Origin of the sequence: Phenylobacterium sp., from assembly GCF_965284355.1 — a bacterium.
Lineage (GTDB): Bacteria > Pseudomonadota > Alphaproteobacteria > Caulobacterales > Caulobacteraceae > Phenylobacterium.
This window is the reverse complement of the sequence record NZ_OZ260078.1, coordinates 2,724,110-2,738,155: the sequence shown is the minus strand read 5'-3', so window position 1 is coordinate 2,738,155 and position 14,046 is coordinate 2,724,110. Positions and strand designations below refer to the sequence as shown.

Here is a 14,046-nt window from a genome sequence, read left to right as displayed (position 1 = left end):
AGCGCTCGCCGGGTCCGGCGGCGGCGAGGGCCGGCGCGTGGCCGGCGTCGCCTTGCGGGTTAGGCGGCCTTCAGCGTTTCGCCGCCGACCGAGCGGTTGCACGGGCACAGCTCGTCGGTCTGCAGCGCGTCCAGCACGCGCAGGGTGTCCTGCGGGTTACGGCCGACGTTGAGGTTCGTCACGTAGACGTGCTGCACGACGTTTTCCGGATCGACGATGAAGGTGGCGCGCTGGGCGACGCCTTCTTCGAGGTTCAGGACGCCCAGGTCGCGGGCGAACTGGCCGCCGTTGTCGGCGAAGTTCCAGATGGCCAGGTTGTGCAGGTCGGGGTGTTCCCGGCGCCAGCCCAGCTTGGAATGCTCGTTGTCGGTCGAGCCGCCGAGGACGACGGCGTCACGGTCGGCGAACTCGCGGTTGAGGCGGGCGAACTCGGCGATCTCGGTGGGGCATACGAAGGTGAAGTCCTTCGGGTAGAAGAAGATGACCTTCCACTGACCCTTGAAGCTGTCCTTGGTCAGGGTCTCGAACGCGCTCTCGCCGTTCTCTTCGTGGCGCATGAACTTGGGCTTCACACCCACGATCTTGAAGTCGGGAAGCGTCTGGCCAACACCCAGCATACTGAAACTCTCCTAGTGATTTGTGGTCGGCGGGTCGGGGAGGAGTGACTGCCGAGGCGCGGAGATAGGGGGTCACGGCCCAGAGTCCCAATTGATAGTTTTTGAGATTCGAATAGAACGCGTCTATAGTCGACGGCAGACACCCGAGTGAGCCATGCTGCCGACCATCCGCCAGCTCCAGTACCTCAAGCTGCTCGCCGAGCACGGCGCGTTCGGCAAGGCGGCCGAGGCGGCGCACGTCACCCAGCCCACTCTGTCGGCCGGCATCCAGGAGCTGGAGCGGACGCTGGGCGCGCCGGTGGTGGATCGCGCGCGGACCGGGGTGATCCTGACGCCGGTGGGCGAGGAGGCGCTGCGCCGCGCAACGGTCATCCTCAACGAGGCCGAGGAACTGCTGGAGGCGGCCAAGAACGCCGGCCAGCCGCTGACCGGCCGCTTCCGGCTGGGCGTGATTCCCACCATCGCGCCGTTCCTGCTGCCCGGCGCCCTGCCCCTGCTGCGGCAGAAGTTTCCCAAGCTGAAGCTGTTCCTGCGCGAGGACCTGACCCAGCGCCTGATCGCCCAGCTGAAGGCCGGGCGGCTCGATGCGGCCCTGATCGCCCTGCCGTTCGATATGGGAGGACTGGAGTGGGCGCACGTGGCCGACGACGAGCTTTTGGCCGCGCTGCCGGCCGACCATCCCCTGGCCAAGCTGGCGTCGGCGTCGCCCGAGGCGATGGAGCGCGAAAACCTGATCCTGCTGGAAGACGGCCACTGCCTGCGCGAGCACGCGCTGTCAGCCTGCAAGCTGGGGCCGCCCAAGACCAGCAACGGCGAGGAGCCGTTCACCGCCACCTCGCTGCCCACGCTGGTCCAGATGGTGGGCTCGGGCCTGGGCGTGACGTTCCTGCCGCGCATGGCGGTGAGCGCGGGCCTCGCCAAGGCGGCCGACGTCGCGATCCGCCCCATCGACGCCGAGCATCCTTCGCGGGAGATCGTCGTGGCCTGGCGCGCCGGCTCGAACCGCCGCGCCGAGGGCCGCCTGCTGGCCGAGGTGCTCAAGGACGTCTGAGCTCAGGGTCGCCCAAGCGTCTCCAGGTAGGCGCAGAACATGTCGGCCATCGCGTCGGCGTAGGCGGTGATCTCGTCTGGCGTCCGCGGGATTTCGGAGAAGGCCTTGCCCGCTGCGCTGAGCGTTGTGGTGATGAGGTCGCTGGCCAGCGCGCGGGTCGCCGCGTCGGCCTGTGGCAGGGCCTCAAGCGTGAAGGCCTGGGCCGTCTCGTGGCCCGCCAGGCGAACCGACTTCGCCTCAGGCGCGTCGCGGTAGAGCGGGGCGGCGTCGCTCAGGGCCACGCGCATGTCGGCCTCCTCGCATTCGGAGCGTATGAACGCGTGGACCAGCGCGCGAAGGCGTTCGGGGGGCGTTCGGCTGCGGTCGCCCAGGATCTCGCGCAGCAGGTCAGTGGTCTCGCGCCACTCGTCGGTCTGCAGCCGGAACAGGATCGCCGCCTTGTTCGGGAAGTACTGGTAGACCGACCCCACGCTGACGCCGGCCTTCTCCGCGACCCGCGCGGTCGTGAAGCGCTGGGCGCCCTCCTTCGCGAGAACCTGAGCCGCGGCCTCCAGGATCGCGGCGACCAGCTCCGTTGAGCGCGCCTGCTTCGGCGTCTTTCGCGAGGAAATTCGGGGGCTTGGGCGGCCGGTCATGGCGCTCGCGGGCAATGCGAATATCGAACGCGACGAATTAGTCGCATTTTTCCGGTCGGCGCAAGGACGCGCCTGGACCGGAGTTTGCCCATGACCACCCTGACCACCGTCCCGGTCGCGCCGCTGCTGGCGCGCCTGTTCAAAGAGGCCGACGCCGCCTCGCCGGCCGACAGCCCGGCCTTCGCGTCCGTGCCGCCCGAGGAACGCGCGCGCCTGATGCAGAGCAAGGCCGACTACGCCGTCCTGTACGCGGCCCTGAAGGACTATCCGCTGCCCGTCTCGCGGGAGACCGGGACCCTGCTCTACATGCTGGCCCGAAGCGGCGGCGCGCGGTCGATCGTCGAGTTCGGGACGTCGTTCGGCCTGTCGACCCTGCACCTGGCCGCCGCGCTGCGCGACAACGGCGGCGGGCGGCTGATCACCACTGAGTTCGAGCCGTCGAAGGCGGCCCGGGCGCGTCTGAACCTGGCCGACGGCGGGGTCGCCGACCTCGTGGAGATCCGTGAGGGCGACGCGCTGCAGACCCTGGCGGCCGATCTGCCCGAGGCCATCGACCTCGTCCTGCTGGACGGGGCCAAGGCGCTCTACAGCGACATCCTCAGCCTGCTGGAAAGCCGTCTGCGGCCCGGCGCGCTGATCGTGGCCGACAACGCCGACCATTGCCCGGAGTACCTGGCGCGCGTGCGCTTGCCGTCGAACGGCTACCTGTCGATCCCCTTCGGCGAGGACGTCGAACTGTCGATGCGGCTCGGCTGAGAGCCCGTCTTCGATACGATTTCGACTGTATCTAAAAACCGCTTGCGGCCGAAACCGATTTCGATGTATCTAAAATTTAGACATATCTAAAGGAGTCTAAAACACACATGCACCGACACTTCTTCCACGAGCGCGGACTTCATCGCAGCCGGCACGGCTGGGGCGGCCGCATGGGCCGCCATGGTGAGGGTCACGGCGAGCGTGGCGAGCGTCGCCATCGCCGGTTCGGCCGGTTCTTCGAGCATGGAGACCTGCGCTTCGTCGTGCTGGCGCTGCTCGAGGAGCAGCCGCGCCACGGCTATGAGTTGATCAAGGAACTGGAGGAGCGCACCGGCGGCGCCTACCGCCCCTCGCCCGGCGTTGTCTATCCGACGCTGTCGCTGCTGGAGGACGAAGGCTTCGTCGTTCAGGCCGGCGGCGAGACCGGACGCAAGCTCTACCAGATCAACGATGCGGGTAAGGCCGAACTCGACAAGCACCGCACCGCCGTCGAGGGCCTGTTCGCCCGGATGGAGGAGGCGGCCCGCCACGCCGGACCCGGCCGCCCCCGCGTGGGCCGCGCGATGATGAACCTGGGCATGGCGCTCAAGAACCGCATGCAACGCCCTGTGACCGCCGAGCAGCTCGACCGCATCGTCCAGATGATCGACGACACCGCCGCCGAAATCGAAAAGAGCTGATCCTCCCCGACGCTCTTCGCCCTGGGCCTCCGCGTTCGCGCGGGGGCCCTTCTCTTTGGGAACCACGGAACGAAGAGGCGGTTCGCCTCAGAGGCCGCGAAGCGGCGCCGTACGGGTTTGAGAACCACGGAAAACACGGAAGGACACGGAAGCGCGGCTTCACCTTCCGTGTTTTCCGTGTCCTTCCGTGGTTCTATCCTTCCAAGGATCGAATAGCCGCTGCGCGGGCCGGGGTGTTGGGCCGCTTCGTGCTTCCAGACCCCCGCAGGTGCGGCGCCGCTCGGTTTCGCCTATATACCGCGGCCCATGACGCGCCCCTTTCTCAAGATGAATGGCCTCGGCAACGACTTCGTCGTGATCGAGACTCGGTCCGGTCCCTTCGATCCGACGGCGGACGAGGTGCGCGCGATCGCCGACCGCAAGACCGGCGTCGGCTGCGACCAGCTGATCGTGATCGAGAAATCTGAGGCCGACGCCGATGCACGCGTGCGCTTCTGGAACGCCGACGGCGAAGAGGTCGGCGCCTGTGGGAACGGGACCCGCTGCGTCGGCTGGCTCTTGATGCAGTCCACCGGCAAGGACCAGGCGGTGATCGACACCCAGGCGGGCCGGCTGGTGGCCACTCGCGCGGGCGATCGGCTGGTCAGCGTCGACATGGGCCCGCCGCGACTGGACTGGCAGGAGATTCCGCTGGCCTCGGCGCAGGACACTGCGTCCCTCGACGTGGCGCTCTACCACCACGCCGATGTCATGGCGCCTCCGGGCTGCGTCTCGATGGGCAATCCGCACGTCGTGTTCTTCGTCCCTGACGTCGAGGCGACGCCGATCGCAAAGATCGGCCCCGCGGTCGAGACACATCCGCTGTTCCCCGAGCACGTGAATGTCGGCTTCGCTCAGATCCTGGAGCGCGACCGTATCCGCCTGCGCGTCTGGGAACGCGGCGCCGGCCTCACGAAGGCCTGCGGCACCGGCGCCTGCGCCGCCCTGGTGGCCGCCTCGCGCCGCGACCTGGTCGGTCGTCACGCGACGATGGTGCTGGACGGCGGCGAGCTGTTCATCGAGTGGCGGGGGGACGGCCACGTCGTGATGACCGGCCCCGCGGCCGTGGACTTCGCGGGCGAGCTGCCGTGAGTCAGGCCCCGGCGGAGGGACGGCCGCGGCGCTGGTGGCTGGCGCTGATCCTGAACGCGCTCTTCGCGCCCACCGGCTATGCCTACGTGGGCGCCTGGCGCACCCTCGCCGCCTTCTGCGCCCTCATGGCCTTGGGCGCGTTCGCCCTGCCCGAGGCGCTTCATCGGTGGCCGGCGGTCGCCGACGACCTCGGCCAGAACGGACTGCTGATCGGCGCGGCCGTCCTGGCCCTGGCGGTCGGCGCACACGCCGCGTGGCTCGCCACCAAGGCCCCGCCCCGCACAGGCGCCTCGCGGGCGATCGTCTACATCGTGCCGTGGATCCTGCTCACGATGTTCAACATGGTGGTGCGCACCTATGGTCCGCATCCGGCCACCGGCAGCGCGCCCACGGCTGTCGGCCAGGACCTGAGCCGTCAGCCATGAAGGACGTGACGCCCGACGCCCTCGATCCCGACTTCGCCGCCGACGCCACGGCCGGCGACGCCTCAACTGGCGACGGGGACGTGCGCATCGTTACCTTCGGTTGCCGACTGAACGCCTACGAGAGCGAGGTCATCCGCAAGCGCGCGGCCGAGGACGGGCTCAGCGACGCGGTCGTGTTCAACACCTGCGCCGTCACCAACGAGGCGGTGCGCCAGGCGCGCCAGGCGATCCGCAAGGCGCGGCGCGAGCGGCCCGGCGCCAGGCTGATCGTCACCGGCTGCGCGGCCCAGATCGACCCCGCCGCCTTCGCCGCCATGCCCGAGGTGGACCTGATCCTGGGCAATGCCGAGAAGAGTCAGGCGGGTTCCTACGCGCCTCAGGTTATGCCTCCAGGGGCGGAACCCCTGAGGGTCCGCGTCAACGACATCATGAGTGTGCGCGAGACAGCGGGGCACCTGATCGACGGCCTCAAGGATCGGGCGCGGGCCTATGTCGAGGTCCAGAACGGCTGCGACCACCGCTGCACCTTCTGCATCATCCCCTACGGCCGCGGGAACTCGCGCTCGGCGCCGGCCGGCGAGGTGGTGGAGCAGGTGCGCCGCCTGACCGCCGAGGGCTATCGCGAGATCGTGCTGACCGGCGTGGACGTGACCAGTTGGGGCGCTGACCTGCCCGGTCAGCCCACCCTGGGCCAGCTGGTGGCGCGGATCCTGAAACTGGTCCCCGACCTGCCGCGCCTGCGCCTGTCGTCCATCGATGCGGCCGAGATCGACGCCGACCTGCTGCGCTGCCTGGCCGAAGAGCCACGGCTGATGCCCTACCTGCACCTGTCGCTGCAGGCCGGCGACGACATGATCCTCAAGCGCATGAAACGCCGCCACCTGCGCGCCGACGCGCTGAAGCTGGTGGCCGAGGTGCGCGCCGTGCGGCCTGACACCGCCTTCGGCGCCGACCTGATCGCGGGCTTCCCCACCGAGACCGAGGCGATGTTCGAGAACACGCTCAGGCTCGTCGAGGAGGCCGGACTGGCCTTCCTGCACGTCTTCCCGTTCAGCGCCCGGCCAGGGACCCCGGCCGCGCGGATGCCCAAGGTGAAGGGCGACGCCGTGAAGGCCCGCGCCGCGCGCCTGCGCGCCGCCGGCGACGCGGCCCTGGCCCGGCATCTGGCCGCCCAGGTCGGCCGCACCCTGAACGGGCTGGTCGAACGGCCCGGCGTGGCCCGCGCCGAAGACTTCACCGAAATCGCCTTCTCGGGCGAGGCGACGGTGGGCGAGGTGGCGGCCCTGCGCGTCACGAGCCACGACGGCCGCCGCGTCCTGGCGACCGTGCTGGAGGCCGAAGCGGCATGAGCATCACCGGCGGCTGCCAGTGCGGCGCGATCCGCTTCCGGGCTGAGGCCCTGGGCGAGGCCAGCATCTGCCATTGCCGGATGTGCCAGAAGGCCACCGGCGGGCTGTTCGGCCCCTATGTGGGTGCGGAGGGCCTGACCTGGACCCGCGGCGAGCGCCGCCGCTTCCAGAGCTCGAACAAGGTCTGGCGCGGCTTCTGCGAGGCGTGCGGCACGCCGCTGACCTGGGAGCACGTGGCCGGGCCGGTGGCGCTGGCGATCGGCGTGCTGGACGATCCGGCCGCCGTGCGGGTTACCGAACAGCTGGGCAGCGCCAGCAAGCTGCCGTGGGTCGACGACCTGCCGGGCCTGCCGGTGCATGAACCGACCGAACCTCGCGCGGCCGCCCACCTGGCCAGCATCGAGAGCCTGCAGCACCCCGACCACGATACCTGACGGTCAGGCCCGCCCCGGGAACCCCGGCATCTGCCAGCCGAACAGGATGGCCCCGGCGCGCACGCTGAACGCCGCCAGGAAACCCAGGCCGCCGCTCACCGCCAGCGGCAGGCTCATCGCGTGCAGCCCCACGAACACGGCCGCGCCCAGCAGCGCCGGCGTCACGTAGAGTTCACGACGCAGCAGCACCGAGGGCTGGTTGGCCAGGACATCGCGGATCACGCCGCCGAAGGTGGCCGTCAGCACCCCCATGATCACCGCCGAGACGGGTGGCACGCCCAGCGACGTGGCCTTCAGCGCGCCCACGCTGGCGTAGGCGGCCATGCCCAGGGCGTCCGACCAGAGGAGCAGGCGGTCGCGGCTGCGCCCCCACCCCAGCATCCAGACCGCCACGGCCGCGGCCACGCAAACGACGATGTACTGCGGCCGCGCCACCCAGAAGACCGGCGCGTCGATCAGCAAGTCGCGCAGCGTGCCGCCGCCGACGCCGGTCACGGCCGCGAAGAAGCCGAACGTGATGATGTCGTGCCGGGCCCGCGCCGCCGCCAGCGCCCCCGACGCGCCGAAGACCGCCACGGCGGCGTAGTCCAGCACGGTGAGGGCGGTTTCAATGGGCGGCATCGTCCCCTTGATGCGGTGGGGCGTGACGCGCCGCAAGCCTCCGGCTAGAAGCGGGCTTCATGTCAGAACCCAAACGCGGCTGGTTCGCCCGCCTCACCGAGGGGCTCACCAAATCTTCGAAGCAGATGGGCGAGCAGATCGCCCAGGTCTTCGTCGCCAAGGAGCCGCTTACTCAGGCCAAGCTCGACGAGCTTGAGGAGATGTTGATCGAGGCCGACCTCGGTCCGCACTCGGCTGCGCGCATCACCGAGCGCTTTGCGTCCGAAAAATTCGGCAAGGACGTCGACGAGCGCGAGATCCGCGAAGCCCTCAGCGTGGCGATCGGCGACGAACTGGCGACCCGCGCCGGCGCGTTCGACCCGCTGTCGGGGCCCAAGCCCTACATCGTGCTGTTCATCGGCGTGAACGGCTCGGGCAAGACCACCACCCTGGGTAAGATCGCCACCGACCTGACGCGGCAGGGCGCCAAGGTGCTGGTGGTGGCCGGCGACACCTTCCGCGCCGCCGCGGTCGAACAGCTGAAGATCTGGGCCGAGCGCGCGAACGCCGACTTCATGGGCCGCCCGACCGGCTCGGACGCGGCCGGCCTGACGTTCGACGCGGTGCAGAAGGCCAAGGACGAAGGCTACGACGTCGTCCTGGTCGACACCGCCGGCCGCCTGCAGAACAAGCAGGGCCTGATGGACGAGCTGTTGAAGATCATCCGCGTGGTGAAGAAGATCGATCCCGACGCCCCGCACGAGACCCTTCTGGTGCTGGACGCCACCGTGGGCCGCAACGCGCTGGCCCAGGAGAACATCTTCGGCAACCAGATCGGCGTGTCCGGGATTGTGATGACCAAGCTGGACGGCACCGCGCGCGGCGGTGTTCTGGTGCCGGTGGCCCAGGCGTCGGACAGCCCGATCAAGCTGATCGGCGTCGGTGAGGGCGTGGACGATCTCCAGCCGTTCAATGCGCGGGCCTTTGCCCGCACCCTGGTGGGGCTCGAGGAGTCGGCGGCGTGAACGAACAGAACCGTCGCGGCTGGGTCCGGTATGTCATCGACTTCTCGGCGCCGCTCTCGCTGCTGATCAGTTACTTCTTCTTCGGCCGCGACTTCATGCTGGCGACTGGCGTGTCGGTGGTCGTGGCGATCATCGCGCTGGCGTTCGGCTTCCTGGTCGAGCGGCGGCTGGCCTGGATGCCGCTGATCGTGGGCGTTCTGGGGATCATCTTCGGCGGCCTCACCCTGATCTTTCAGGCCGACTGGATCCTGAAGCTGCGGCCCACCTTCGTGAACTACGCCTTCGCGCTGATCTTCTTCGGCGGCCTGATCCTGAAGAAGAACCCGATCAAGGCGGTGCTGGGCTGGGCGTTCTCTCTGCCGGTCGAGGTGTGGCGCACCCTGGAGCTGCGCTACGCGATCTTCTCGGTGGTGCTGGGCACCCTGAACCTGATCGTCTGGATGACCCAGACCGAGGCCACGTGGGTCACCTGGGACACGATCGGCATCCGGGTGTTGAGCGCCGCCTTTGGCCTGGCCCAGATGCCCTTGCTGATGAAGCACCTGAAAGACGCCGAAGTCCCGCCGCCGCCCCGGACGGACGGCGCCTAGAGCCCGTCCCGGTTGGCTTGAATCAAGCCAACCGGGAGAAACGGGCTCGTCGTCTTCCTGCTGGAGCGCATCCTTATCGCCTGCGGCGCCTCATCCTCGGCGGGATGCGCTCTAGTACTTCGGGAACGTGATGTTGGTGCGCCGCAGGTGCGGGGTCGCCAGGCGGTCGTAGTCCGTCGGCGACTGGCTGTCGAATATCAGGTCGAGGATGATCTTGCCGTCGGCAACCGCAGGCGGCGGCTCGTTGTAGAGCGCGCGCCAGAGCGCGGCGGCTTCCTCGTAGATCTTGTCGTCTCGACCCGGCATGGCGCTGTCCTTCACCGCCAGAAACCCATGGGCGCGGTACTGCGTTCCCGGATAAACTACAGTTAATCCGGAGATTTAGACGCAGAGTCCGAAGTGATCAGACGCGAATGTCCAGCAATGACCCCGGTCGCAGGATCTTTTGCGGCGCCTCGGCGGCGGTGGCCTCGGCGATGCGGTTGACGGTCTGGGGCGCGGCGACGGTCGAGGCCGCCGGGGCCTGCGTCGCCTGGGTCTGACCCATGGCGGCGTTGAAGAAGGCCCGCTGCGCCGCCGCCCGGCCCGCGTCGTCACGTTGGCCGCCCAGGGGCGCCTGTTGCGGGAAGGGATTGGGACGGATCGTCGACAAGGGATGCGGGCCGAATATGGTTAACGGACGGGTCCAAACTGCCCGTTCGTCCTCAACGAGCGGTTAACGCAGCGCCTTGACCAGCCGTTCGGCGTCGGCGTCGCCTAGGGGTCCCGTATGTTTGGCCCGGATCTGGCCATCGCGGCCCACCACATAGGTCTCCGGCACGCCCGTGACACCGAACTCGACCCCGGCGGCGCCGTCGCGGTCGACCACAGCGTTGACAAACGGGTCGCCCATCCGCGTGAGGAAGGCCTCGGTGTTGGACGGCGCGTCCTTGTAGGCCACGCCGATCACCCGCACGCCGCGGCCCTTCAGACCCATCAGCACCGGGTGCTCGATCTCACAGGGCGCGCACCACGAGGCGAAGAAGTTCACCACCATCGGCCCCTCGGCGGCGATCGCTCGGAGGCGCACGGGCTGGCCGCCGCGCAGGGTGGGCAAGGTGAGGTCGGGCATCGGCTTGCCCACCATCGCCTGGGGCTGCACCTGGGGGTCTCGGCGCAGGGCATAGAAGTAGAAGAGGCCGCCCAGCGCGACGAGCGCGATCAGGGGCAGGAAGGCCAGCCCACGGTTCACTTGGGGCTCTGGTCCGACAGTTCCTCGAAGCGCTTCTTCCAGTGGCGGGCGCGGCTCAGGGTGAACCAGGTCAGCCCGGCGAATACGACCCCGGTGATGACGAAGGCCGGAATGATGAATTCGGCGTACTTGAAGTCGAACATCAGCCTCTCGCCAGACGAAGCGCCGCGGCCTCGGCGCGCCGGCGCCAGAGCTCACCCCGGATGCCCACCAGCCACAGCGAGCCGAACGCCGACATATAGGCAAGGGCCATCAGCAGCAGCGGAACCCAGAAGACCGGCGGCATGGCCGGCCCGCCCTTGCGGAACAGCGAGCTGCCCTGGTGGATCGAGTTCCACCATTCGACGCTGAAGTGGATGATCGGCAGGTTGATCGAACCGACCAGGGCGAGGATCGCGGCGGCGCGGGCCGCCTTCTGCTCGTCGTCCATCGAGGCCCGCAGCGCGATGTAGGCGATGTAGAGCAGGAACATCACCAGCACCGAGGTCAGCCGGCCATCCCACTCCCACCAGGTGCCCCACATGGGCCGGCCCCAGAACGAGCCCGTGACCAGGGCCAGGAACGTGAAGGCCGCCCCGATCGGCGCTGCGGCCTGGGCGGCCGCGTCGGCCAGGGTGTGGCGGAAGATCAGGGCCAGGAAGCTGGCGATCGCGAGGCAGACGTAGGCGAACATGCTCATCTGCGCCGCCGGCACGTGGATGAACATGATCCGGACGGTCTGGCCCTGCTGGTAGTCCTCGGGGGCCGTGAAGCCCAGGTAGAGACCGGCCACGGCGAGGAGGGCCGCGATGACGCCGAACATCGGCGCGGCCCAGCGGGAGAACGCCATGAAGCGTTCGGGATTCGACAGGAAGGCGGGCGCCCAGCTCATACAGTCCGCATAGAGTTCGAGCGCCCGCGCGGCAAGACTAGAGCATCGGCGCCTTGGGCGGAGACGACGGGGCGGGCGGCTTGGGCGGGCGGTGGTCGGCGGGCAGCAGCATCGGGCCGACGCCGTGCCCGGCGAACATCAGCATCGGCAGGCTGTCGAAGACCTTCTTCTGTTTCTCGTCGAGCTGGCCATAGAAGGCCTTGGTGGCTTCGATGCGCCGGCGGGTAGCGGCCTGCTGCTCGGCCAGTCTCGCTTCCATCGCGGCCAGCCGCTCGGGCGTGGTCAGGGGGCTGTCGCTGCGACGATCGAAGCGCACCATGTGATCGCCGTGCGGCCCGCCGCGGCCGACGGCCTCGAAATAGGCCTTCAGCGCCGGCTCCTGGTCGGCGCGCAGCTGCAGCATCGTGCGCAGGTGCTCCTCGCGGTCGCCGCCTCTGAAGACGAAGACCTGCTTGTCGTTGTCGCCGCCACGATAGATGCGGACCTCGCGGCGGACGTCGTCGGCGTCTCGCGCACGCTCTCGGGCCTCGCGGGCTGCGTCCCGGGCTTCGCGAGCCGTGTCACGAGCTTCGCGCTCGGTATCTCGCGCATGCATGGCGGCGGCGCGGGCGTCTTCCGCGGCCTGGCGGGCTGCGTCCTCAGGGGCCTGGGCGACGGCGACGCCCCCGCCGGCGAAGAGCGTGAGCGCAGCGGCGCCGGCCAGCAACTGGGTCAGGGTTTTCGACATCGTCTGTCTCCCGCTTGAGTGTTCCCTTCGAAGAGAAGCTCAGGCTCAGCTTGGGGCGGAAAAGCGGCGGAGGGGATTAAGCTTTCTTCATGTGCGTCCGCGGGTTGGCCGCGCCATACGGCGGCGCTTCAGCCCCTGGGAGACTGCTCCGATGTTCGCCGCTTTCTTCGCTGCCGCGGCCCTCGCCGCCACGCCCGCGCCCGCTGACCTGGACCCCGCGCAAGTGAAGGCCATCGAGGCCGTGGCCTACGACTACGTCGACGGCCAGCTGGAGGGCGATCCGGCGCGCGTCGCCCGTTCGCTGCACCCGGACCTCGCCAAGCGGGCGGTCACGACCGACCCCGACGAGAAGCTGGCGCTGCGCCGCATGTCGAAGGCCGAGTTGGTCCAGCTGACACGGGAAGGCGCGCTCAAGACGCCGAAGGACCAGTGGAGCCGTTCGGTCCGCGTGCTGGACATCGCCGGCAACGCCGCTGTGGCCCGCGTCGAGACCCCCTGGTTCGTCGACTACTTCCACCTGGGCCGCTTCGGCGACCGCTGGGTGATCGTCAACGCGCTCTGGTATCCGAAGCCGAAAAGCTAGCTGAGCGCGTTGCGGCAGGCGGCCGCCATTGCGAGCGGCCCAAACGCCAGGGCTGAGGCGGCGTAGGCGCCCAGGAAGGCGAAGCCGCTGGTCCACGGCAGGCCGTTGGCGAAGGCGTCCAGCGCGCCGCCGCCGAAGATCACCGGCGGGACGAAGAGCGGCAGCACGATCACGGCGGTGAGCAATCCCCCCCGCCGCGCGCCCAGGCTGAGCGCTGCGCCGATCCCGCCCATGAACGAAAACGCGATCCCGCCCATCAGCGCGCAGGCGAAGATCATCGGGGCGAGCGAGGGGCTGGCCCCCAGGGCGATCGCCGCGACAGGCGCCGCCAGCGCCAGCGGCGCCCCCGTGGCCAGCCACTGGCCCAGGCACTTGATCAGGCAGGTGATCTCGAGCGGCGTCTGCGAGAGCGCGAGCAGATCCAGCGCCCCATCCTCGTAGTCGCGCTCGAACATCCGCTCCAGCGACAGCAGTGAGGCCAGCGCCAGCGCCACCCAGGCCGCGCCCGGGGCGATGGCGCGCAGACGTTCGGGCTCGGGGCCGATGGCCAGCGGCAGGAACGTGGCGACCCCGGCGTAGAAGCCCACGGCCACCAGCGGCCCGCCGCCCCGGCCCCAGGCCAGGGTGGTCTCGCGCGCGATGAGGGCGCCGATCCGGCTCATGCGGTCAGCTCCAGGCTGCGGGTCGCGACCGGGAGGGGGTCGTGCATGGCCGCCACGATCAGGCCGCCGCCGTCCAGGTGGCGGCGCATGATCGCCGAGAAGCCGTCGCGCCAGCGGGCGTCGAGGGGCGAGAGCGGCTCGTCCAGCAGCCAGAGCGCCCGGGGCGCCGCCACCAGCCGCGCCAGCGCCAGACGGCGCCTCTGACCGGCCGAGAGCCGGCGAACTTCCAGGTCGAGCAGGCCGGTCAGCTCTAGGTCGCGGGCCGCTTCCCGCACCGCGGCCTCCGAGCCGCCGCCCCACACGGTCCAGAAGGTGAGTTCTTCGCGGGCCGTGCGCGACGCCTTCAGGCCGTCGGCGTGCCCCTGAAGGTGAATGGCCCCGCCGCGCGCATCGGCCGGATCGACGCCGCCGAAGCCGATGTCACCGGCCTCGAGCCGCACCAGACCGGCCACAGCCCTGAGCAGGCTGGTTTTCCCGGACCCGTTCGGCCCCGTCAGCGCGCAGGCCTCGCCTGCCGCAAGGTCCAGCGAAACCCCCTCGAACAGCAGTCGCCCGCCCCGCCGGATCGCCGCGTCCCTGATGACCAGCTGCGAGATCAACCCAACGCCTCGGTGACAACCGAAGAGCACGCCGCAAAACGCCGCTTTGCGGAACCGTCGCCGTGCAGTGCATGGACGGC

The 14,046-nt window shown here is 69.6% G+C and carries 20 protein-coding genes and 1 pseudogene; 10 read left to right on the top strand and 11 right to left on the bottom strand.

The features are described 5' to 3' along the window. Positions 1-59: 59 nt before the first annotated feature. On the bottom strand, positions 60-617 hold the full coding sequence (locus tag ACQ66R_RS13315; protein WP_430422696.1) for a peroxiredoxin: 558 nt from the start codon (positions 615-617) through the stop codon (positions 60-62). 154 nt (positions 618-771) lie between these two features. Here ACQ66R_RS13315 and ACQ66R_RS13310 point away from each other — a divergent pair, with 154 nt between their 5' ends. Continuing rightward, positions 772-1,668, top strand: coding sequence for a LysR substrate-binding domain-containing protein (locus ACQ66R_RS13310; protein WP_430422694.1), 897 nt, complete (start codon positions 772-774; stop codon positions 1,666-1,668). 2 nt (positions 1,669-1,670) lie between these two features. Here ACQ66R_RS13310 and ACQ66R_RS13305 read toward each other — a convergent pair whose 3' ends face one another. After that, complete coding sequence (locus tag ACQ66R_RS13305; RefSeq protein WP_430422693.1) at positions 1,671-2,303, bottom strand: TetR family transcriptional regulator; 633 nt, start codon at positions 2,301-2,303, stop codon at positions 1,671-1,673. A 90-nt stretch (positions 2,304-2,393) separates the two neighbouring features. Between ACQ66R_RS13305 and ACQ66R_RS13300 the strand changes: the two genes are divergently transcribed. From ACQ66R_RS13300 to ACQ66R_RS13275, 6 genes are all read left to right on the top strand, one after another. After that, entirely contained in the window at positions 2,394-3,059 is a 666-nt protein-coding gene (locus tag ACQ66R_RS13300; RefSeq protein WP_430422691.1) for an O-methyltransferase, read from the top strand. Between the two features lie 107 nt (positions 3,060-3,166). Then, the gene (locus tag ACQ66R_RS13295) at positions 3,167-3,739 is read left to right on the top strand and encodes a PadR family transcriptional regulator (RefSeq protein ID WP_430422690.1); all 573 of its coding nucleotides are present in this window, start codon (positions 3,167-3,169) and stop codon (positions 3,737-3,739) included. 306 nt (positions 3,740-4,045) lie between these two features. Beyond that, positions 4,046-4,870, top strand: a complete 825-nt coding sequence (gene dapF / locus ACQ66R_RS13290) for a diaminopimelate epimerase (RefSeq protein WP_430422688.1) — start codon at positions 4,046-4,048, stop codon at positions 4,868-4,870. Then, positions 4,867-5,295, top strand: coding sequence for a hypothetical protein (locus ACQ66R_RS13285; protein WP_430422686.1), 429 nt, complete (start codon positions 4,867-4,869; stop codon positions 5,293-5,295). Before dapF ends, ACQ66R_RS13285 begins: the two co-directional genes overlap by 4 nt. Beyond that, positions 5,292-6,644, top strand: coding sequence for a tRNA (N(6)-L-threonylcarbamoyladenosine(37)-C(2))-methylthiotransferase MtaB (gene mtaB, locus ACQ66R_RS13280; RefSeq protein ID WP_430422684.1), 1,353 nt, complete (start codon positions 5,292-5,294; stop codon positions 6,642-6,644). Before ACQ66R_RS13285 ends, mtaB begins: the two co-directional genes overlap by 4 nt. After that, positions 6,641-7,078, top strand: coding sequence for a GFA family protein (locus ACQ66R_RS13275; RefSeq protein ID WP_430422682.1), 438 nt, complete (start codon positions 6,641-6,643; stop codon positions 7,076-7,078). The genes mtaB and ACQ66R_RS13275 overlap by 4 nt, the downstream gene beginning before the upstream one ends. 3 nt (positions 7,079-7,081) lie before the next feature. On the opposite strand, the gene ACQ66R_RS13270 is transcribed toward ACQ66R_RS13275, so the two are convergent. Next, on the bottom strand, positions 7,082-7,699 hold the full coding sequence (locus ACQ66R_RS13270; RefSeq protein ID WP_430422680.1) for a trimeric intracellular cation channel family protein: 618 nt from the start codon (positions 7,697-7,699) through the stop codon (positions 7,082-7,084). A 59-nt stretch (positions 7,700-7,758) separates the two neighbouring features. Here ACQ66R_RS13270 and ftsY point away from each other — a divergent pair, with 59 nt between their 5' ends. Further along, positions 7,759-8,703 (top strand): signal recognition particle-docking protein FtsY, encoded by a 945-nt coding sequence (ftsY, locus tag ACQ66R_RS13265; protein ID WP_430422678.1) that lies wholly within the window; start codon positions 7,759-7,761, stop codon positions 8,701-8,703. Then, on the top strand, positions 8,700-9,293 hold the full coding sequence (locus ACQ66R_RS13260; protein WP_430422677.1) for an inner membrane-spanning protein YciB: 594 nt from the start codon (positions 8,700-8,702) through the stop codon (positions 9,291-9,293). Before ftsY ends, ACQ66R_RS13260 begins: the two co-directional genes overlap by 4 nt. Before the next feature lie 111 nt (positions 9,294-9,404). Here ACQ66R_RS13260 and ACQ66R_RS13255 read toward each other — a convergent pair whose 3' ends face one another. The 6 genes and pseudogenes from ACQ66R_RS13255 to ACQ66R_RS13230 all read right to left on the bottom strand — a co-directional run bounded on the left by ACQ66R_RS13255 (position 9,405) and on the right by ACQ66R_RS13230 (position 12,122). Further along, entirely contained in the window at positions 9,405-9,599 is a 195-nt protein-coding gene (locus ACQ66R_RS13255) for a hypothetical protein (RefSeq protein WP_430422675.1), read from the bottom strand. Positions 9,600-9,696: 97 nt separating this feature from the next. Continuing rightward, positions 9,697-9,945 carry a hypothetical protein gene (locus ACQ66R_RS13250; protein WP_430422673.1) on the bottom strand — a complete coding sequence of 83 codons (249 nt, stop codon included), beginning with the start codon at positions 9,943-9,945 and terminating at the stop codon, positions 9,697-9,699. Positions 9,946-10,008: 63 nt separating this feature from the next. Beyond that, entirely contained in the window at positions 10,009-10,524 is a 516-nt protein-coding gene (locus tag ACQ66R_RS13245) for a DsbE family thiol:disulfide interchange protein (RefSeq protein WP_430422671.1), read from the bottom strand. Then, positions 10,521-10,667 carry a heme exporter protein CcmD gene (gene ccmD / locus ACQ66R_RS13240; protein WP_430422669.1) on the bottom strand — a complete coding sequence of 49 codons (147 nt, stop codon included), beginning with the start codon at positions 10,665-10,667 and terminating at the stop codon, positions 10,521-10,523. The genes ACQ66R_RS13245 and ccmD overlap by 4 nt, the downstream gene beginning before the upstream one ends. Continuing rightward, positions 10,667-11,407 (bottom strand): annotated as a pseudogene (gene ccmC / locus ACQ66R_RS13235) (heme ABC transporter permease CcmC); the annotation flags it as partial. The pseudogene ccmC and the gene ccmD, both read right to left, overlap by 1 nt. 25 nt (positions 11,408-11,432) lie before the next feature. After that, positions 11,433-12,122, bottom strand: a complete 690-nt coding sequence (locus ACQ66R_RS13230; protein ID WP_430422667.1) for a Spy/CpxP family protein refolding chaperone — start codon at positions 12,120-12,122, stop codon at positions 11,433-11,435. A gap of 151 nt (positions 12,123-12,273) precedes the next feature. Here ACQ66R_RS13230 and ACQ66R_RS13225 point away from each other — a divergent pair, with 151 nt between their 5' ends. Then, positions 12,274-12,705: a nuclear transport factor 2 family protein gene (locus tag ACQ66R_RS13225; protein WP_430422665.1), complete on the top strand. Its 432-nt coding sequence runs from the start codon at positions 12,274-12,276 to the stop codon at positions 12,703-12,705. Here the strand turns inward: ACQ66R_RS13225 and ccmB are convergent. Both ccmB and ccmA read right to left on the bottom strand, forming a co-directional pair. After that, positions 12,702-13,367, bottom strand: coding sequence for a heme exporter protein CcmB (gene ccmB, locus ACQ66R_RS13220; RefSeq protein WP_430422663.1), 666 nt, complete (start codon positions 13,365-13,367; stop codon positions 12,702-12,704). The two genes, ACQ66R_RS13225 and ccmB, sit on opposite strands and share 4 nt — an antisense overlap. Beyond that, on the bottom strand, positions 13,364-13,966 hold the full coding sequence (gene ccmA, locus ACQ66R_RS13215; protein ID WP_430422661.1) for a heme ABC exporter ATP-binding protein CcmA: 603 nt from the start codon (positions 13,964-13,966) through the stop codon (positions 13,364-13,366). Before ccmA ends, ccmB begins: the two co-directional genes overlap by 4 nt. Positions 13,967-14,046: the final 80 nt, after the last annotated feature.